This window comes from Streptomyces desertarenae (assembly GCF_042681365.1).
Taxonomy (GTDB): domain Bacteria; phylum Actinomycetota; class Actinomycetes; order Streptomycetales; family Streptomycetaceae; genus Streptomyces; species Streptomyces desertarenae.
Genome location: NZ_JBHUFU010000012.1, coordinates 229,749 through 249,360 on the forward strand (window position 1 = coordinate 229,749; position 19,612 = coordinate 249,360).

Consider the following 19,612-nt stretch of genomic DNA (forward strand, 5'->3'; position numbering starts at 1 on the left):
ACCCACGAGGGAGAGCGTGACATGGACGAGAACACCCGCTACCAGGTGCTGCGCAACGACGAGGAGCAGTACTCGCTGTGGCCGGTCGACGTCGAGGTGCCCGCCGGCTGGCACGCCGTCGGCAAGGAGGGCACGGAGGCCGAGTGCTCCGCCTACGTCGACGAGGTCTGGACCGACATGCGCCCGCGCAGCCTGCGCGAGCGCATGGAGGGCGCCGGGGCCTGACCGGTGCCTCCGGACGCCGGGGTGCGGCGGCCGCCGCACCCCGGCACCACGCGTCGCCCCGGCACCGCCCGTCACCGCGCCACCGCTCCGGTCCGGCGCGCCCGCCCCACCGCCCCGCTGAGCCGCGCCCCACCGCGACGAGGCCCTCTTGTCCCACCGCCCCGCTGAGCCGCGCCCCACCGCGACGAGGCCTTCTTGTCCCGCACCGCGCCCTCACAAGGAGTCGCCATGACGCCCGCTCTGCGCACCGAACGACTGGAGTTCACCCCCTACCGCCCCGAGGACGAGGACGCCTTCGTCGCCCTCCTGCGCGACGAGGAGGTGTGCCGCTGGATGGGGCAGGAGCGGAGCCCCGAGGCCGACATCCGCGTGCTGTTCCGCGCCATCCTCACCGACGTGTACCCCAAGCGCCTGTTCGACGTCTGGGGGGTGTGGTGCGACGGGAGGTACATCGGGCACGCCGAGGTGAAGAAGACCGGCAACGTCGACGGCCACGAACTCGTCACCGCGCTCGCCCCGGCGTACTGGGGCAGGGGGCTGGGCACCGAGGTGGTCCGCGGCCTGCTGCGCCACGCCGCCGACAACCTGGGTCTGAAGGAGGCCTACGGCATGGTCGGCGCGGAGAACACCGCCAGCCTGGCGATGTGCCGCCGTCTGGGCTTCCGGCACGTGCGCGACGTGGTGGCCGACGACGGCGCGGTGACGAAGATGCTGGTGATCTCCACCGCCGACGCGGCCCGACCCGCGGCGGGGCCGGTGCACCGGACCGAGTCGCTCGCACAGGAGCCATAAATCGGGCATATTTCTCTAATGTGAAGAATGGCTTCTGTGTCGGTGCGGGCCCGCGCCGACGGGCGTCACCGGCTCCACCGGCCACGGACGGCGCACCGCGGACCCGGACCGGAGCGCTCCGGTGACCGGGGCCGGGGAGGAGCCGGGGCACGCCGACCCGCTGGACGAGGCCCTGGCCGTCACCGTGCGCCGGACCGGTGCCTCGGCCGGGGGCCTCTACCTGCTCGCCCAGGACGAGCCGGTACTGACCCTGGTGGCGATGTGCGGCGCGCCGACCGCCGCGGCCGCGCCGTGGCGGCGGGTGCCGCTGGCCATCGTCGGCCCGGTCTCCGGCGCGGTGCGCGAGGACCGCCTGGTGTGGGTGGCCAACCAGGAGGACATGGCCCGGGCCTACCCGCGGGCCGCGGCAGCCCTCCCCTACCAGTTCGCCCTCGCCGCGGCCCCGCTCGACGGGCTCCACCGCTGCTGGGGCGCCCTGCTGCTGCTGTGGCCCGCCAGCCATCCGCCGGACCTCACCCGCCGCGAGCGAGGCCACATCACCACCAGCGCCCGGCGCATCGCCCGCGCACTGGACGACGCCCCCACTCCCCCCGCCATCCCGGACCAGCCGCGTCTGGTCCCCGTGCACCGTACGGACGCGCCCCCGGCGCAGTCCGCCCTCGCGGCCGCCGATCTCGTCGAGCGCCTGCCCGTCGGAGCCATCGCCCTGGACCTGGAGGGGCGCGTCACCTACGCCAACTCCGCCTCCGCCGACCTGCTGGGGTGCAGCACCGACCACCTGCTGGGCACCCTGCCCTGGCAGTCGCTGCCCTGGCTGGACGACCCCGTCTACGAGGACCACTACCGCACCGCGGTGCTCAGCCGCGAACCCGTCGCCTACACCGTCCTGCGGCCGCCCGACCGGTGGCTCGACTTCCGGCTCTACCCGGACGACAGCGGCATCAGCGCCCTCATCACCCCCAGCCGCACCGGCGGCAACCGGATGAGGTCCGCCGACTCGCCCCGGCCCACCCTCACCCCCACCGTCACCGCGACCGCCGGCACCGGGCGGATCCACCAGCTGATGCACCTGGCGGCCGCCCTGACCGAGACCGTCAGCGTGCAGGACGTCATCGACCTGGTCGCCGACCAGGTCCTGCCCGCCTTCGGCGCCCAGGGCATGGTGATGTCCGCCACCGACGCCGGCCGGCTGAGGATCACCGGGCACCGCGGTTACACCCCCGAGGCCGTCGAGCACCTCGACGGCCTGCCCCTGGACACCGACCTCACCCCCGCCGGCCACGCACTGGCCAACGGCCTCCCCGCCTTCTTCGCCAGCCCCCAGGAGATGGCCCGCCTCTACCCCCGGTCGCCGGCGCTCAGCGGCAAGCAGGCATGGGCCTTCCTGCCGCTGGTCGTCTCCGGCCGGCCCGTCGGCTGCTGCGTCATCTCCTACGACCGCCCCCACCCCTTCACCGCGGGCGAGCGCGCCGTCCTCACCTCCCTGGCCGGCCTCATCGCCCAGGCCCTGGACCGGGCGCGCCTGTACGACGCCAAGCACCAGCTCTCCCACAGCCTGCAGCAGGTCCTCCTCCCGCGCACCCTCCCCCGCCTGGCCGGCCTCGACGTCGCCGCCCGCTACCTGCCCGCCACCCGCGGCATGGACATCGGCGGGGACTTCTACGACCTCATCCGCCTCACCGACACCACCGCGGCCGCCGTCATCGGCGACGTGCAGGGCCACAACGTCACCGCCGCCGCCCTCATGGGCCAGGTCCGCACCGCCATCCACGCCCATGCCACCGCCGGCGCCACCCCCGGCGAGGTCCTCGGCCGCACCAACCGCGTGCTGGCCGACTTCGAGACCGACCTGTTCGTCTCCTGCCTCTACGCCCACCTCGACCTCGTCCGCGGCCGGGCCACCCTGGCCAGCGCCGGCCATCCGCCCCCGCTCCTGCACCACCCCGACCGCCCCGCCCGCGTGCTCGACCTCGAACCCGGCCCGCTGCTGGGCATCGGCGTCACCGCCCCCTACCCCCTGGCCACCGTGCCGCTGCCGCCGGGAACGATCCTGGCCCTCTACACCGACGGCCTGGTGGAGATCCCCGGCACCGACCTCACCCGCAACACCGCCGACCTCGCCCGCCACCTGGCGGACACCGGCGGACTCCCCCTGGAGGAACTCATCGACAGCCTCGTCCGCACCCGCCCCACCGGGCAGCGCACCGACGACATCGCCCTGCTCCTCCTGAAGAACACCCGCTCGCACGGGGAGTGACGGCCCGCCGGCCGGGCACAAGCGGGACGTGCCGCACGAGGAGACGCCGCCCCGCCCCGCCGACGTGCTGCGCGCGGCCTACCGCGCCTTCGGCGCCGTCGTCGAACGCCTCGACGAGGAGCGGTCGTGGCTGCCGACCGGTTGTGCCGGCTGGGCGGCGCGCGACCTCGTCCTCCACTGCCTGTGCGACGTGCAGCGCGGGCTGGTGGCGTTCCACACCCCCGCCGGGCGCAGCCCGGACCGCGACGCCGTCACCTACTGGCGGGAGTGGCGGAAGGACGCGGGCGGGGACTTTGCCGCCCGGAGGTTCCCCCGGGTGGTTGCCGGCATGTTCCCGGACTTCGGGGAGTTGCGCACACGCCACCTGGAGACCTCGGCCGCGGTCCTGGACGCCGCAGACCGCACCGCCGCCGGAGAGCCGGTCGCCACCCAGGGGCACGTGCTGACCGCGGGTGACGTCATGCGCACCCTCGCCGTCGAGGCCACCGTCCACCACCTCGACCTCGCCGTGTCGCTGGACGACGCGCCGGGACCGTCCCGGGAGGGGCTCGCGGAGGTGCGCCGCACCCTCGACGGGCTCCTCGGCCGTCCGGCGCCGGCCTCGTGGGACGACGCGCACTACGCCCGCGTCGCCACCGGACGCGCGGCACCGTCGGACGCCGACCGGGCCTGGCTCGGGGCGGACGCCCGCCGTCTGCCGCTGTTCGGCTAGGGCCCGGCGGCCGGCCGCGCCGGGCGGCCCGCGCCCCGGTGGCACGCACCCGGTGCCCCTGCGCCGTCGCGGAGGGGCACCGGGCCCGCGTCGCCTCCGGCGGCCGGCCTGCCGGAGGCGGACGCCTACTTGAGGTAGACGAGTCCGTCGGTGGTGATGGCGGGCCGGCCGCTGGTGCCGACGACGACGATCTTGACGGTGTGCTTGCCGCTGGTGGACCAGGTCCTGGTCCAGATCGCGTCCCGGTACTTGGTCGTCGAGGACTTCAGGTCCACGGTGGCGGCCTTGGTGCCGTCGACGTAGATGTGGGCCTGGCCGGAGGTGGCGGCGCGCGAGACGATCCAGGCGGCCGATCGGCCGGTGAAGGTCCAGGTCAGCGAGGCGCTCCTGGCGGAGCTGGAGGAGGACTTGCCGCCCAGGTAGCTGCTGGAGGACTTGGTGGTCCAGGTGCCGGACTTCTTCGCGGCGGACTCCTGGAGGATCACCGGGGTGCCGGCCACCGAGGCGGTGGCGGTGTTGCCGGCCTGGTCGCGGGCGGTCAGCGACCAGGTGGTGGCCGTGCCCGAGGCGGCGGTGTGGGAGGCGCTGGTGGTGGTGGGCCCGTAGGTCTTGGCCACCGGCCGGGTCAGCTTCACCTCCTTCAGGGCCGCGGCGTCGGCGGCCTTCCACTTCAGGGTGACGGGGACGGCGCCGGTGTTGACGGTGCCGGTGCGCAGGGCCAGATTCGGCTTGGTGGTGAAGGTGGGTGCGGTGGTCTCGGCGACCACGGTGGCGGCCGCGGTGGTGGCGGTCCTCCCCGAGACGTGGACGGCGCGGACGGCCACCGCGTGCGTGCCCGGCGCCAGGGTGGCCTTGGCCGAGGCGGCGCTCCCCGCGGTGGTGGCGGCGACCTTGCCGTCGACCAGCAGCTCGTACCGGGAGACCAGCGCGGCCGGGGTGCTCGCCTTCCAGCCCACCGTGACGGCGGCCTTGGTGTAGTAGGTCGTCCCCGACTGCCCGGCGCCGGCGACCGAGGTGACCGCCAGACCGCTCACCGGGCCGGCGGCCCAGGTGCGGAGGGTGGGCAGCTGCCCGTAGAGCCGGTTGCCCGGGCACTGGGTGTTGTAGCCGTCGCGGTGCCCGTGGATGGCGGGGAAGGACAGCCGCGCGCCCTTGGCCCAGGTCTTGCCGGAGTGGCTGCGGCCGGCGTCGCCGGCGGTGAGGGTGACCGTGCCGGCCGGGTTCACGCCGTACTGGCCCAGCTTCCACGCCGCGACCCGGGCCACCGAGGTCAGCGCGGCGGTGGAGGCGGCGGTGTCGGTGTAGGTGCCCAGGATCGAGATGCCGGTGGTCTCGGCGTTGAAGCCGTAGGCGTGCGCGCCCATCACCGGGCGGTCCACGCCGCCCTTGCGGCCCTCGTAGATCCTGCCGCACTTGTCGACCAGGAAGTTGTAGCCGATGTCCTTCCAGCCCAGCGTCCTGACGTGGTAGGCGTAGATGCCGCGCACCACCGCCGGGGCCTGGTCGCAGGTGTAGGAGTTGGACTCGGCGGTGTGGTGCACCACCACCGCCCTGACCTTCCCGCCGGGCAGGTAACCGGGCGCCTCCGGACTGATGGACTCGTCCGCCCCCCAGCCGGCGCGGTCGGTGATCGGCGGGCGCGGCGCGGTGGACGGGGGCGCCGGCGGAACGCTCACCGTCGGTGCCGGGCTCGCCGAGGGCGGCGCGCTCGACGCCGGCGGCGACGCGGGTGCGGGCGCGGAGGGAGCCGCGCTCGTCGGCGGGACGCCGGTGGCCGTCTCGCTCCGCGTCCCCGTGGGCTCCGGTGCCGGCTCGGCCGGCGTCTGCGTCACCTCCGGCGCCGGGGTGACCGGCTCGGCCGGCCCGGCGGACGCCGAGGGCTCCCCGGTGGGACCGTCCTCGGTGAACGCGGCCGGCTCCATCCGCGCGGTGGTGACGCCACCGGGGTCGATCATGTCCAGCCGCAGCCCCTCGGGCAGGACCGGCGAGGACTTCCCTCCCGCTCTCACCCGCACCTCGACCCCGTCCGAGGGCCCCACCCAGGCCGGCTCGGTGCCGCCGCGCCCCGCTCCGGACTCGCCCTGCCCGCTGTCACCGTCCAGCACCAGCCAGTTCGACCACGTGTCCGTCCCCGCGGCACGGGTCCGCGCCTCCACCGTGCCCTCGACACGGGCCGAGGGATCGGACCAGGTCACCCCGAGCATGCTGAACGGTGCCACGTCCCGCTTCCCCGATGCGGCGCTCCGGCCGCCGTCGGCCACCTTCAGCGCGGCCGAGCGGACACCGGCCGTCACCGGCTCCCCGGCCCCGCCGGTCCTCCCGTCGTCACCGGAACTCCCCGTGGGAGAACCGACCACCCCCTGGAGCACCAGCACCCCCGATACCCCCGCCGCCACAGCGGCAGCCGTGCCCCATATTCGACGCGATCTCATAACGGACCCTGTCTTCTTCTGTTTTGTTCGGATCAGGGCGACCAATCACCCCATCGGATCGGAACAGTAGCGGACCCGGGCGCCGCGGTTCCCCCCCGTCCCGATCGCGCCACCGGGCCGCCCGCGGCGGGCGGTTCGCCCGCCGCGCCGCCGGGGCGGGGTCCCCGGGGCCGGCAGGGGCGCCCCCGCCCTCACTCCGGACTCCGGAGGGGGCCGCGCCGCTCCAGGATGTGGCCGGTGGCGGGGAACGCCTCGTTCCCCGCAAGCCTGCCCTCCCTGGTCTCGACGACGGCGAACCCCTCGCGGAGGTAGAGGGAGAGCGCGCGCTCGTTGCCCGCGAGCACCGTGGTCTCCACGCGCGGGCCGCCGTGGGCCAGGGCGTGGCGCAGCAGCGCGGTCCCGGCGCCCCGGCCGTACCGGGCCGGGTCCACGTACAGCCAGGTGATCTCGTCCTCGGCCAGCGCGACGAAACCGGCGACGGCGCCCGACCCCCCGGCGAGCGGATCCTCCGCCACCCACACCCGGCCGTCGAACAGGCCCTCGTCCCGGTAGGTCTCGGCCAGGGTGAGGAACGCCTCCACACCGACCGAGTCGCGCAACTCGTCCAGGCGGGCGGCGTCGTGGATGCGGGAGACGGCTTCCCAGTCCCCCGGCCGGTAGGGGCGGATCCGCCACCGCGGTGCGTCGGTTCCCGGCCCGGTGTCAGTGGTCACGTGCACCACCCTGGACGGCCCCCGCCCCGCGCCGCAACGCAATAGCCCCGGCCGTCCCGGTCGGTGGCGGGCCCCGTGCCGCACGCGGCGCCGAACAGCTGGCGCGGCCGCGGCCCGTACCGGACCCGGTCCGCGGACTCAGGGCGGATCCTGCCGGTTGGCCGAGGCACCGGAGGGGCGGCTCGGGTCCCAGCACCACGGCGCCACCACGGGACGGGGCAGGTGCCGCAGGGCCCACCCGGCCAACCGGTAGCGGAGGCCGGGGATGCTGACCGTCCGCCCCCGGTCGAGGTCCCGCAGGGCCGTGGCGGCCACCCGGGCGGCGGGGAGCCACATCCACCCGGGGAACTCCGAGGCGGCGATGCCGGCCCGCCGGTGGAACTCCGTCCTGGTGTAGCCGGGCAGCACCGCGGTCATCCGGACGCCGGCCCGCCGGACCAGGTCGGAGCGGCCGACGGACTCGGTGAAGGCGAGCACCCAGGACTTGCTCGGCGGGTAGGTGCTGGCGAGCCACCCGGGTCCGAGGGCCGCCACCGAGGCCACGTTGAGCACACCGCCCGAGCGCCGGGCCACCATGCCGGGCAGCGCGGCGTGGGTGAGGCGGAGCACCGCGCGCACGTTGAGGTCCAGCACGGCCTCCTCCGCGGCGACGGGGTTCTCGGGGAACGGGCGCGACGGTGCGGCACCGGCGTTGTTGACCAGCAGGTCCACCGGAGCCGCGCGGTCCGCCAGGCGCCGCTCGACCGCGCGGCAGCCGGCGACGGTGGTGAGATCGGCGGGGATCACCTGGTGCGGCCGGCCCGGTGAACGGAGGGCGGCCGCCAGCGCGTCGAGCCGGGCACCGTCCCTGGCGACCAGCACCAGGTGGTGGCCGCGCTCCGCGAGGAGTTCGGCGAAGGCCAGGCCGATCCCGGCGCTGGCACCCGTGACGACGGCGGTCGGCATGGCGGCACTTCCTCGGTCGGCGGGGAACGGCGGGAGGCACGGGAAGCGGTCCCGCGCCCGTGCGGGCGGAGCGGCGCTCCGCCCCAGGGTGGGCCGGGGCGGAGCGAGGGGGCGTCAGACCGGAGGCGGCCCGGGCGGCGCACCGTCGGCGCGCGGCCGCCGGAATCCGCTCGGCCGCGCGGTGAGGACGTGCCGGCCGACCGGGTGGGGCCGGGTGTACACCAGGTGCTGGACACCGGCCAGACCGGCGTCGAAGGCCAGCAGGCTGACGGCGAGGAAGAGCCTCCAGACGGCCACCGCCTGGTACCCGACCAGCTCGGTGGCGCGCTCGCGGTTCCCTTCGAGGTTGGCCAGCCAGCTTCGGAGCGTGGGGGCGAAGTGGTCCCGGAGGTTCTCCGCGTCGAGCAGCTCCAGGCCGTGGCGCTCGGCGAGCAGCGCGCTGCGGCCGACCGTCCCGAGGCTGAGGTCCGGGTGCGGGTAGCGCAGCAGGAACGGGTTGCGCATCAGCTTCCGCCCGCCCGGCAGGACGCACAGCTCGTGGCTGAGGACACGGCCGCCCGGCACCACCAGCCGGGCCAGGGCGGCCGCGTGCTCGCGCCGGCCGGACCGGGACAGGTGGTGGGTCATCTCGATGCTGGCCACCGCGTCGAACGGGCCGTCCCGGACCGCCCGGCAGTCCTGCAGCCGCACCCGGACCACGCCCGACAGGCCCGCCTCCTCGACCCGCCGCGCGGCCAGCCGCGCCTGGTCCCGGGAGAGGGTGACGCCCACCCCCTCCGCGCCGTAGTGCCGTGCCGCGTGCAGGAGCAGGCTCCCCCAGCCGCAGCCGAGGTCCAGCAGCCGCATCCCCGGCCGCAGACCGAGCTTGCGGCAGACCACGTCGAGCTTGGCCCGCTGCGCCTCGGCCAGCCCGTGCCCGGGCCGCCCGCCGTCGGGCCAGTAGGCGCAGGAGTAGACCAGGGACGGTCCCAGCACCAGCCGGTAGAACTCGTCGCCCACGTCGTAGTGGTGCCGGACGGCACGGGCACCGCGGTACCGGCGGACCTCGGCCGAGGGCCTGGCGACGGGGAGGCCGAGGACCCCGCGGACCGGCCCGCCCCGCAGACCCGCCAGCGCGGCGCCCGCCAGATCCGGCCACGGCGCTCCCACCACGGAGCCCAGCTGCCGCACGACGGCGACGAGATCGCCCTCGATGTCGCTGTCGCCGGCCACGAACGAGCGGGCGGCACCGAGCTGCCCGGGCCGCCAGAGCATCCGGCGCACCGCCCGGGGGGTGCGCAGCACCAGCGTCGACCCGGACCCGGATCCGACGGTGCTGCCGTCCCAGGCGCGGATGCCGAACGCGAGCGGGGCGTCCACCGCGCGCTCGAGGAAGGCGGCGACCCGGTGGGCGGCGCCCGGGGACTCGGTTCCCGTCACGGTTCCTCCGAACATCGCCGGCGGGCAGAGGGCGGCCGCCGCGTCCGGCGACGGCCCTCCCTCGGGAGATACGGATTGTCGTCCGGATGACCGTTCCATGTGATGACCCTGAAAACAGATTTCACACGAACGGGTTGTCATAACAACCCGAACGGGTGACTGCCGTTCAGGTTGCCGGTGGGCGGTTGGACACTGATGCGGTTCGTGCCACCGAAACGCCGTGGAGGACCCCATGACCGGAACGGCCCAAGCCGTCGCCGTCGTCGGTACCGCGTGCCGGCTGCCGGGCGGGGTCGACGACCTCGGCGGGCTGTGGACGGCGCTGGCCAAGGGTGAGGACCTGGTCGGCGAGGCGCCGCCGGACCGCTTCGAGGCCGCGGCCTTCCTGGACGGCGGCCGGCGCCGCCCCGGCCGGACGTACACCGTCGCGGGCGGTTTCCTCCCGGACGTCCAGGGCTTCGACTGCGAGTTCTTCCGGGGCATCTCGCCCCGCGAGGTCCTGCACATGGACCCCCAGCAGCGCCTGCTGCTGGAGCTGGCGGTCGAGGCGCTGGACGACGCGGCCGTCGACCCGGCGGCCTGCGCCGGATCGGACGGCGCGGTCTTCGTCGGCTGCTCCAGCCACGACTTCGGCCAGCTCCACCAGGCCCGGCCGGCGCTGGGCGACGTCTACTCGATGTCCGGGGTCGCGGTCGCCAACACCGCCAACCGGATCTCCCACCTGCTGGACTGGCACGGGGAGAGCTTCGCCCTCGACACCGCCTGCGCCTCCGCGCTGACCGCGGTCCACCGGGCCTGCGAGCACCTGCGCACCGGACGGGCGGCACTGGCCCTCGCCGGCGGCGTCAACATCCTGCTCGACCCGCGCGTCTTCGCCGGCTTCTCCACCGCCTCCATGCTGTCGCCGACCGGCCGCTGCCGGACCTTCTCGGCCCACGCCGACGGCTACGTCCGCTCGGAGGGGGGCGGCCTGCTGCTGCTCAAGCGGCTGGCGGACGCGCTGGCGGACGGCGACCGGGTGCACGCGGTGATCCTGGGCAGCGGGGCCAACAACGACGGCCGCACCTCGGGCATCGCCCTGCCCAGCAGGCAGGCCCAGGAGAACCTCCTGCGGCAGACCTACGACAGCGCGTCGGTGCACCCGGACCGCCTGGTCTACCTGGAGGCGCACGGGACGGGAACCGCGGTCGGCGACCCGGTCGAGTGCGAGGCCATCGGCCGGGCGCTGGGCACCCGGCGCGCCGTCGGCCCGCTGCCGGTCGGTTCGGTGAAGACCAACCTCGGGCACCTGGAGGCGGCCTCGGGCGTGCCGGGCCTGCTGAAGGCCATCCTGGTGCTGCGGCACGGGACGGTGCCGCCCACCCTGCACTCCGAGCCCCTCAACCCGCGCATCGACTTCCGGGAGCTGAACCTCACCCCGACCGTCCGGACGCAGCGGGTCGAGGTGGCCGCGGACGCGGTAGTCGGGGTGAACTCCTTCGGGTTCGGCGGCGCCAACGCGCACGTCCTGCTCGGCCCCGCCCCGGCCGCCGGCCCCGCGCCGCGGCCGCCCGCCGCCGGACCGCTGCCCGTCACGGCCTCCGCCCGCGGCCCGGCCGCCCTCGCCGAGGCGTGCGGACGGCTGGCCGAACGGCTGGAGGACGCCGACACGAGCGCCTTCTACGGGATCGCGCACACCAGTTCGCGCCGCCGCGCCCGGCACGAGCACCGCACGGTGGTGCTGGCCGAGACCGCCCGGGAGGCGGCGACCGCCCTGCAGGGAGCGGCCCGCGGCGAGCGCCCGGCACCGGGGACGGCCACCGCCCGGGCCGTGGCACACGGCCGGGTGGCGTTCGCCTTCGCCGGCAACGGGTCGCAGTGGCCCGGCATGGGGACCGAGCTGCTGCGCACCGAACCGGTCTTCCGCCGGACGGTCGAGGAGGTCGGCCGGGTGCTCGACCCGCTGATCGGCTGGTCGGTCGCCGAGGCGATGACCGCCGGCGACCCGGAGCGGCTGCGCTCGACGGAAGTGGCGCAGCCGCTGCTGTTCGCCTACCAGCTGGGCATGGTCGAGCTGCTCCGCTCCCACGGCGTGCGGCCGGAAGCGGTGGTCGGGCACAGCGTGGGGGAGATCGCGGCCGCCCACACGGCCGGAGCCCTCGACCTGGCGGCCGCCGCCCGGGTGGTGGCCGCCAGGAGCCGGGCGCAGGAGGCCACGGCGGGCACCGGGCGGATGGCGGCCGTCGGCCTCTCGGAGGAGCAGCTGGCCGCCGAGATCGCCGCCCACGGGGAGCGGCTGGAGCTGGCCGGGGTGAACAGCCGGACCGACACCACGGTCGCCGGCCGGGCCGAGGACGTGGCCGCCCTCGGCGAACGGCTGCAGGACCGCGGCGTGTTCGCGCGCGAGCTGGACCTCGACTACGCGTTCCACAGCGCCGCCATGGACCCCATCAGGGAACCCCTGCTGGCCGATCTGGACGGCCTCCGCCCCGCCGAACCGGGGCTGACGTTCGCCTCCACGGTGACCGGCGAGGTGCTGCGCGCAGAGCGGCTGGACGCCGGGTACTGGTGGCGGAACGTACGGCGGCCGGTGCGGTTCGCCCCGGCCGTCGAGGCACTGGCGGCCGAGGGCTTCGACGTGTTCGTGGAGATCGGCCCGCACGCCGTGCTCGGTCCCTACCTGCGCCGCCTGCTCCGGGGCGGCGCGTCGCCGGCGGAGGTGGTGCGGACCGGAGCCCGGCGGGCCGACGGACCGTCCGCGGTCCGGACCGCGGTCGCCCACCTGCTGGCCGCCGGCGCCGCCCTCGCCCCCCGGGCGCACTTCCCCCGCCCGGCGCCGCCGGTGGACCTGCCCGCCTACCCCTGGCAGCGGGAACGGCACTGGACCGGGCAGCCCGGCTGGTGGAACGGGATCAGCAGCGACGGCGTGACGCTCCACCCGCTGCTCGGACAGCGGGCCGTCACCGCCGAACCCGCCTGGCACGGCGTGCTGAGCACCGTGCGCGCCCCGTGGCTGTCGGACCACCGGGTCGGCCGGACCACCGTGCTGCCCGCGACCGGCTTCCTGGAGACCGCCCTCGCGGCCGGCCGGCAGGCCCTCGACACCACCGCCCTGGAGGTGACCGAGCTGGCCATCACCAGCGCCTGCGTACTGCCGGGCGACGAGAGCACGGAGGACCTGCTGCTGCAGACCGGCCTCGAACCGCAGACCGGCACGGTGACCATCGCCGGCCGCACGGCGACCGACGCCCCCTGGCAGCCGCACGTCCGGGGCCGGGTGCGCCGACTGCTCCGCCCGGCACCGGCCGACGTGGACCTGGCCGCCGTGCGGGCCCGGCTCCGGCCGGGCGTGCTGCCCGCCACCGAGCACTACCGGGGGCTGGCCGACAGCGGCATCGCCCACGGCCCCGCCTTCCAGGTGCTCACCGGGTTCCGGCTCGGCGACGGCGAGGCCCTGGCCTCCTACCGCACCGACCAGACCACGGACGGCTACCTCGCCCACCCCGTGATCACCGACGGGGCGATGCAGGCAGGCGCACCCCTGCTGGCCGAGGCGGCCGGCGGCGCGCTCTTCCTGCCCGCCCACCTCACGGCGGCGCGGCTCTGGCACACCCCGGCCCCCGAGGGCCACCTGCACGTGCGCCTGGTCCGGGCGAACAGCCGGGAAGCGGTCTGGGACGTGCTGGTGACGGACCCGGACGGCCGGGTCAGCATGGAACTGGAGGGCTGCCTGCTGCGGCGGTTCGACCAGCAGACGGCCGAACCCGCGGTGCTCCGGGAGATGGTGCTGCGGGCCGCGCCGCACCGTGCCGCCGCACCGGTCCGGCTGCCCGCCCCCGCCGAGCTGATGGCCGAGACCGGGCAGGCCCGGGCCCGGCTCCGCGACCGGACCGACGACCGCTACACCGAGGTGACCACCCGGACCCTCGCGGCCGGCGCGCTGTTCGCCCGACGGGCGGTCGGCGCCCTCCTGCCCGGCCGGACCGAGTTCGGGATCGACGAGCTGTGCGCGGCCGGCATGCTGCCCGCGTTCGGACCCTACCTCCGGCAACTGGCCTCGATCATGTGCGACGCTGGGCTGGCGGAGCCCCTCCCCGGCTCCGACCGGTGGCGGCTCACCGACCCGGCCGCCGTACCGGACCCCCTGGAGGAGGTCCGGGCCCTGGTCGCCGACCTGCCCGACTCGCTGACCCTGACCCTCCCGGGCCTGCGCTGCGGGCTCCGGCTGCCCGAACTGCTCCGGGGCGAGGCCGATCCCCGTGAGCTCATCTTCGGCGAGGCCGACCGGCACCTGATCGCACAGCTCTACAGCGACGCCCCCCACCTGCGGCTGCACAACGGATTCGCCGCGGAACTGCTGGGCGCGGTGGTACGGCACTGGGCCCCCGACCGGCCGCTGCGCATCCTGGAGGTGGGGGCCGGCACCGGCGGCATGACCGGCGCGCTGCTGCCCGTGCTGCCGCCCGAACGCACCCGCTACCTCTTCACCGACCGCTCGGCCGCCTTCCTGGCCGGGGCGAAGGCCCGGTTCGCCGAGTACGACTTCGTCGAGTACGGCACGCTGGACCTGGACCGCGACCCGGCGGAGCAGGGGCTGGAGCCCCGGCAGTACGACCTGGTGGTCGCCGCCAACGCCCTGCACACCGCGAGGGACCTGGCCGCCTCGACCGACCGGCTCGCCGGGCTGCTGACCGACGGGGGGATGCTGCTCGCGCTGGAGAGCCACGACCGGCCCTGGGTCTCGAGCTTCTTCGGCACACTGGACGACTACTGGGACTACACCGACACCGACCTGCGGGGGGATTCTCCGCTGCTGACGCGGGAGCAGTGGAAGACGCTGCTGACGGAGCACGGATTCGACGCGGTGGCCTGCACCGGCGAGCCGCCGGACCCGGAGCGCCCCAGCGACTCCGTCATCCTCGCGCGGCGCGCCCCGGCCCCCGCCCGGGAGCTGCCCGCCGCCCGCCCCGCCGCCGCCCGCCCCGCCGCGGCGGGCCGGTGGGTGGTGGTCGCCGCCGTGGAGCACGAGCTGGCCGGCGGCCTCGCCGACGGACTCGGCGCCCGGCTGCTCCCCCTCGGCGGCCGGGACCGGGCCGGGGCGCCGCAGGCCGACCCGGACGCCCCGGTGCGGGTGGTCGTCCTGCTCGACCCGCCCCGGCCGGGGGAGGACCCGGCCACCGCCATCGCCCGGGACGCAGGGGCCCTGCGCGATCTGACCGCCGGACTGGACGGCCACCGGGACGCCGCGCTGTGGCTGGTCACACCCCCGACCGGGCTCTTCCCGGCCCCCGAGCGGCCGCAGGTGCCCGAGGCGGCCGGGCTCTGGGCGCTCGGGCGGACCATCGCCAGTGAGCACACCCGGATCGAGGTCCGGCTGATCTCCCTGGAGAGGTCCGGGGAAGCCGGCCGGGACACCGGGCGCCTGATCGACGAGCTGCTGGAACCGGGCGACGAGCGCGAGGTCGTCCTGACCCGGACCGGCCGGTTCGTGCCCAGGTTCACCACCGTGCCGCCGGCCCGGCGGCGGTCCGCCGGCCACCGGCTCGGCCTCCGCGACCCCGGCATGGCGCACCGGCTGGTCTGGGAACCGCAGGAGGTCCCCGTCCCCGCGGCGGGCGAGGTGCTGGTCGGGGTCCGGGCCGCCTCCCTCAACTACCGCGACGTCATGCTGGCCACCGGCCTGATCCCGGACGACCGGCCGGCACCGGACACGGACGGTCCGGCACTGGGCCTGGAGGGGGCCGGCGAAGTGCTCGCGGTCGGACCGGACGTGACCGGTCTCGCCGCGGGGGACCGGGTCTTCGGCTCGGGCGTCGGCTGGCTCTCCTCGCACGTCCTGGCCCGGCCCGGGCAACTGGGCCGCATTCCGGACGGCATGACGTTCGTGCAGGCGGCCACCCTGCCCGCGGTGTTCCTCACCGTCCAGTACGGCCTCGGGCGCCAGGCCCGGCTCGGCGCGGGCGAGCGGGTGCTGGTCCACGGGGCGGCCGGCGGGGTCGGTCTGGCGGCCCTGCAGTACGCGCGGTCGGTGGGCGCCGAGGTGGTCGCCACCGCGGGCACGCCGGCCAAGCGCGACCTGCTGCGGCTGCTCGGGGTGGAGCACGTCCTGAACTCGCGGGACCTGCGGTTCGCCGAGGACGTCCGTGCGCTGACGGACGGCAGGGGCGTCGACGTGGTGCTGAACTCGCTCAGCGGCGAGGCCATCGCCCGCGGACTGGAGTGCCTGCGGCCGGGGGGCCGCTTCGTCGAACTGGGCAAACGGGACCTCTACGCCAACACCCCGGTACTGCTCGGCCCCTTCCGGCGGAACATCGCCTACTTCGGCGTCGACGTGGCGGCCCTGCCCGAGCAGATGCCGGAGGTCGCCGCCGAGGAGTTCGCCGAGCTGTGCCGCCGGGTCGCCGACGGCCGCTACCGGCCGCTCCCGCACCAGGTCTACCCGGCGGACCGGGCCGCCGAGGCGTTCCGCTCGCTGCGGCACTCCAAGCACCTGGGCAAGGTCGTCATCGACCTCGGCGAGCCGGTGCCGGTGGAACGGCCCGCGCCGCCGGCCGCCCTGGACGGCACCGGCAGCTACCTGGTCACCGGAGGCCTGGGCGGACTGGGGGCGGCCCTGGCGGAACTGCTGGCCCGGCACGGTGCGCGGCACCTGCTGCTGGTCGGCCGCCGGGGCGCCGAGGCGCCCGAGGCCCCCGCGCTGCTGGCGCGGCTGGCGGAGGCGGGGGTGCGGGCGACCGCCGTCGCCGCCGACGCCGGCGACCGGGAGGCGATGCGCCGGGTGTTCGCCGAGGCGGACGCCGCCGGGCACCCGGTGCGCGGCGTGCTGCACGCCGCGATGGTGCTGGACGACGCGCCGCTGGCGGAGCTGACGGCCGAGCGGATCGACGCCGTCCTGCATCCGAAGGTGCGCGGCGCCGTTGTGCTGTCCGACCTCACCCGGGACCGGGAGCTGGACTTCTTCCTGGTCTGCTCCTCGGCGACGGCTCTGGTGGGCAACCGGCTGCAGAGCGCGTACGTCGCCGCCAACGCGTACCTGGAAGCGCTGGTCCGCCGACGACGGGCCGAGGGCCTGCCGGGCACCGCGCTGGCGCTGGGCGGTGTCGGCGAGACCGGCTTCGTGGTACGCACCGGCCTGGCGGAGACCTTGCACCGGATGGGTCTCGGCGCGGTCACCCCGGCCGAGATCTGGCGGGCGTTCGAGACCGCCTCGGCCGACGGACCGGAGGTCGGCGTCTTCGGCCGGGTGGACTGGGACCGGATGGGGCAGCTGCTCGCCGGACTGAACCGGCCCGCCTTCGAGGCCTGCCGGCGACTGGCCGGGCAGAGGAGCGCCGGCCGCGCCGAGGAGCTGCGCGCCCGGCTCGCCGCGCTGCCGGAGGACGAGGCGGCGGCGGTGATCTCGGACGAGCTGGCGGCGCTGGTGGCCGGGGTGCTGCAGACCGACCCCGAGCGGGTCGAACGCACCTGCAGGCTGGAGCGGCTGGGACTGGACTCGCTGATGGTGGTCGAGCTCTCGGTCGGGGTCAACCGGCTGCTGGGGTGCGACGTCCCCGCGCTGGAGCTCATCGCGGCGAACAGCCTCGACGACCTGGCGCGCCGGATCCTCCCGCTGGTCGCCGGAGGCGCCCGATGACCGGCGTCCCCGACCGCCCGGCGGTGGAACTGGACCGGCTGCCCTGGTGGCGGCCGCTGGTGGTGCAGTTCGCCGGGCGGGTCCACCCGGAGGACACCGCGCTGGCCCTCTTCGTCCGGCAGCTGACCGCGGCCTTCGAGGAGCAGGGGCACACCGTCGTCGAGTCCTCCCGGGGCGACGTCGACCTCCTGCTGATCACCACGCACATCCCCGCCGGCCCGCAGCCGCTGCGCGACCGGGTGCCGGAGGAGAGCCCGCCGCTGAGCGCCCGCGTCTGCGGTGAGCTGGGGCTGCGGGTCGGGACGCGCCGGACGGTGGTCCTCGCCGAGGTGCCGGAGCGGCTGGGCGGCCTGCCGCACACCGCGGTGGTCGAGGCCGGACGGGTCGTCATGGGACGGACGGCGGCCCCCCGGGTGGTCCTGGTCGGCCGGGAGGCGCGGGAGGCCACCCTGCTCACGCTGGAGGGCGGGCACCCGACCGAGACCTCCGAACTGGCCGACCGGATCCGCGACCGGCTGGTGACCGCGGCCTGCGCCCGCGAGGTGGGCGACGACTACGACGTCGTCCCCGGCGCGCTGTCCGCCGCCGCGTGGGCGGCCACCCCGGCCCCGGAGCACCTGGCGGCGGCCGGACGGCGGATGGGCCTGCTGGGCCTGCTCCCGGAACCGGTCCGGGTGGACCGCTACGTCTCGGAGGAGCTGGCCTGCCTCTACCGCGAGTTCCTCGGCTGGAAGCGGCTGAGCGAGGGCATGCTCTTCCTCTACGATCCGGACCTGGACGCGGTGGTGGTCACCGCGTCCGGCAGCTGGGACGTCGACAAGCGGACCCTCCGCCGGGACGAGGTCACCGTGCTCGACCGCGGGACGGCGGGCGGCCGCCTCCGGGTGCTCGCCCCGGAGGGCGTCGACCCCAAGGGCCCCTCGGTGGAGGCGTGGGAGGTCTGCGCGCTCCTGGCCGCCGTCCCCAGGGTCCGGCTGGGCCGCGGACCCTCCGGGGAGTGGGTCCTCGATCCGGACGGTGAGCGGGAGGCCCCCGTCGTCCGCGGCGGCGTGCACGCCCACGTCGGGGTCGGCCGGGCCGATCCGGCGGTGATCGAGTCCGTTCCGCCCAACCGGGAGCTCTACCCGTACGGCTTCGGCTGCGGCACCGATCTGATGGCCGAGGTCGCCGCCGACACCGTGGCCAGGTCGCGGGCCGTCAACGACCCCGCGGACCCGCGCCGCTACGTCCGCTGGCCGATGCTCTACCACGGCGAGATGGCGGTCGAGCTGTGGAAGCCCGGCCTGCCGGAACAGCCGCTCCAGGGGCTGCTGGACGCCTACGCCCGGTCCGTCCACTACACCCCCGACCACGTCGACCAGCCGCTGTGAACCGGCCCCGGGAGGCCTCGATGGAGACACCCGCACCCCGTCCCGTACCCGGTCCCGGGACGAGCCGGTGGACGGTGCCGGCCGGTGGGACCGCCGACTTCACCTGGGAGTACGACGGCGGCCGCGAGCGCCTGCTCGCGCTGTACCAGCGGGGCAAGGACCGGCAGTGGGACGCCGTGCGCCGGATCGACTGGGGGCTGGAGGTGGACCCGGCCGACCCGCTCGGCACCCCGGACGAGGCACTGCCGCTGCACGGCACCTCCTACTGGGACCGGCTCGGGCCGGCCGACCGGCGGGAGCTGCGGAGGCACTACGCCGCCTGGCAGTTCAGCCAGTTCCTGCACGGGGAGCAGGGAGCGATGATCTGCTCGGCCCGGATCGTGCAGAGCGCGCCCGACCTGGACGCCAAGTTCTACGCCGCGACCCAGACCATGGACGAGGCCCGGCACGTCGAGGTCTTCTCCCGCTTCCTGTCCGAGAAGCTCGCCATGAGCTACCCGATCAACGACAGCCTGCGCTCGCTGCTGGACGACACCCTGCGCGACTCCCGCTGGGACATGCCCTACCTGGGGATGCAGGTGCTGATCGAGGGCCTGGCGCTGACCGCCTTCGGGCTGCTGAGGGACACCACCACCGAGCCCCTGCCGCGCCGCCTGCTCGCGTACGTGATGCAGGACGAGGCCCGGCACGTGGCCTTCGGCCGGATGGCGCTGCGGGACCACTACCGGCAGTTGGGCTCCACCGAACTGGCCGAGCGCGAGGAGTTCGTGATCGAGGGCTGCCATCTGATGCGCGATCGGCTGCGCGGTACGGAGGTGCTGGAGAACTTCGGGGTGCCCCGCACGACGGCCGTCAGGATCACCGAGGAGAGCGGCTACCTGAGGCTGTTCCGCCGCACGCTGTTCTCCCGGATCGTGCCGTGCCTCAGGGACGTCGGACTGTGGAGCCCCGAGGTGCAGGAGGCGTTCGCGGCCCTGTGCGACGGGGGAGGCCAGGAGACCGACCTGGACCGGCTGCTGCACCGGGACGAGGAGATCGCCGAGCGGCTGGACGCCGAGCGGTTCGCCGCCGAGGAGCGGGCGCGGGCCGAGGAGGTCACCGACATGATCTCCCTCGGCGGGGAGGACTGATTCCG

At 75.8% G+C, this 19,612-nt stretch carries 11 protein-coding genes; 7 read left to right on the top strand and 4 right to left on the bottom strand.

Annotated elements, in window-relative coordinates; translation table 11 throughout:
- The first annotated feature begins 21 nt into the window (after positions 1 to 21).
- The 4 genes from ACFSJS_RS20630 (at position 22) to ACFSJS_RS20645 (ending at position 3,986) form a co-directional block, all read left to right on the top strand.
- Positions 22 to 225: an MbtH family protein gene (locus tag ACFSJS_RS20630; protein ID WP_380902541.1), complete on the top strand. Its 204-nt coding sequence runs from the start codon at positions 22 to 24 to the stop codon at positions 223 to 225.
- Between the two features lie 228 nt (positions 226 to 453).
- A complete protein-coding gene (locus ACFSJS_RS20635) occupies positions 454 to 1,017 on the top strand; it encodes a GNAT family N-acetyltransferase (RefSeq protein ID WP_380902543.1) in 564 nt (187 codons plus the stop codon).
- Between the two features lie 121 nt (positions 1,018 to 1,138).
- The gene (locus ACFSJS_RS20640; RefSeq protein WP_380902545.1) at positions 1,139 to 3,274 is read left to right on the top strand and encodes a SpoIIE family protein phosphatase; all 2,136 of its coding nucleotides are present in this window, start codon (positions 1,139 to 1,141) and stop codon (positions 3,272 to 3,274) included.
- A 28-nt stretch (positions 3,275 to 3,302) separates the two neighbouring features.
- Positions 3,303 to 3,986, top strand: a complete 684-nt coding sequence (locus ACFSJS_RS20645; RefSeq protein WP_380902547.1) for a maleylpyruvate isomerase N-terminal domain-containing protein — start codon at positions 3,303 to 3,305, stop codon at positions 3,984 to 3,986.
- A gap of 125 nt (positions 3,987 to 4,111) precedes the next feature.
- Here the strand turns inward: ACFSJS_RS20645 and ACFSJS_RS20650 are convergent, their stop codons facing one another.
- From ACFSJS_RS20650 to ACFSJS_RS20665, 4 genes are all read right to left on the bottom strand, one after another.
- Positions 4,112 to 6,418 carry an N-acetylmuramoyl-L-alanine amidase gene (locus ACFSJS_RS20650; RefSeq protein ID WP_380902549.1) on the bottom strand — a complete coding sequence of 769 codons (2,307 nt, stop codon included), beginning with the start codon at positions 6,416 to 6,418 and terminating at the stop codon, positions 4,112 to 4,114.
- Between the two features lie 191 nt (positions 6,419 to 6,609).
- Complete coding sequence (locus tag ACFSJS_RS20655) at positions 6,610 to 7,131, bottom strand: GNAT family N-acetyltransferase (RefSeq protein WP_380902551.1); 522 nt, start codon at positions 7,129 to 7,131, stop codon at positions 6,610 to 6,612.
- Between the two features lie 138 nt (positions 7,132 to 7,269).
- On the bottom strand, positions 7,270 to 8,076 hold the full coding sequence (locus tag ACFSJS_RS20660; protein WP_380902553.1) for an SDR family NAD(P)-dependent oxidoreductase: 807 nt from the start codon (positions 8,074 to 8,076) through the stop codon (positions 7,270 to 7,272).
- Between the two features lie 114 nt (positions 8,077 to 8,190).
- On the bottom strand, positions 8,191 to 9,495 hold the full coding sequence (locus ACFSJS_RS20665; protein ID WP_380902555.1) for a class I SAM-dependent methyltransferase: 1,305 nt from the start codon (positions 9,493 to 9,495) through the stop codon (positions 8,191 to 8,193).
- A 232-nt stretch (positions 9,496 to 9,727) separates the two neighbouring features.
- Between ACFSJS_RS20665 and ACFSJS_RS20670 the strand changes: the two genes are divergently transcribed.
- From ACFSJS_RS20670 to ACFSJS_RS20680, 3 genes are read left to right on the top strand one after another with little or no spacing between them, the layout of a single operon-like run.
- A complete protein-coding gene (locus ACFSJS_RS20670) occupies positions 9,728 to 17,107 on the top strand; it encodes an SDR family NAD(P)-dependent oxidoreductase (protein WP_380902557.1) in 7,380 nt (2,459 codons plus the stop codon).
- Entirely contained in the window at positions 17,104 to 18,477 is a 1,374-nt protein-coding gene (locus ACFSJS_RS20675; RefSeq protein WP_380902559.1) for a hypothetical protein, read from the top strand. The genes ACFSJS_RS20670 and ACFSJS_RS20675 overlap by 4 nt, the downstream gene beginning before the upstream one ends.
- A gap of 20 nt (positions 18,478 to 18,497) precedes the next feature.
- A complete protein-coding gene (locus ACFSJS_RS20680; RefSeq protein ID WP_380902561.1) occupies positions 18,498 to 19,607 on the top strand; it encodes a ferritin-like domain-containing protein in 1,110 nt (369 codons plus the stop codon).
- Positions 19,608 to 19,612: the final 5 nt, after the last annotated feature.

Excerpts from the sequence above, each read along its gene's own strand:
- ACFSJS_RS20670 (WP_380902557.1), top strand. The coding sequence starts at position 9,728 with ATGACCGGAACGGCCCAAGCCGTCGCCGTCGTCGGTACCGCGTGCCGG.
- ACFSJS_RS20675 (WP_380902559.1), top strand. The coding sequence starts at position 17,104 with ATGACCGGCGTCCCCGACCGCCCGGCGGTGGAACTGGACCGGCTGCCC.
- ACFSJS_RS20630 (WP_380902541.1), top strand. The coding sequence starts at position 22 with ATGGACGAGAACACCCGCTACCAGGTGCTGCGCAACGACGAGGAGCAG.
- ACFSJS_RS20680 (WP_380902561.1), top strand. The coding sequence starts at position 18,498 with ATGGAGACACCCGCACCCCGTCCCGTACCCGGTCCCGGGACGAGCCGG.
- ACFSJS_RS20660 (WP_380902553.1), bottom strand. The coding sequence starts at position 8,076 with ATGCCGACCGCCGTCGTCACGGGTGCCAGCGCCGGGATCGGCCTGGCC.
- ACFSJS_RS20650 (WP_380902549.1), bottom strand. The coding sequence starts at position 6,418 with ATGAGATCGCGTCGAATATGGGGCACGGCTGCCGCTGTGGCGGCGGGG.
- ACFSJS_RS20635 (WP_380902543.1), top strand. The coding sequence starts at position 454 with ATGACGCCCGCTCTGCGCACCGAACGACTGGAGTTCACCCCCTACCGC.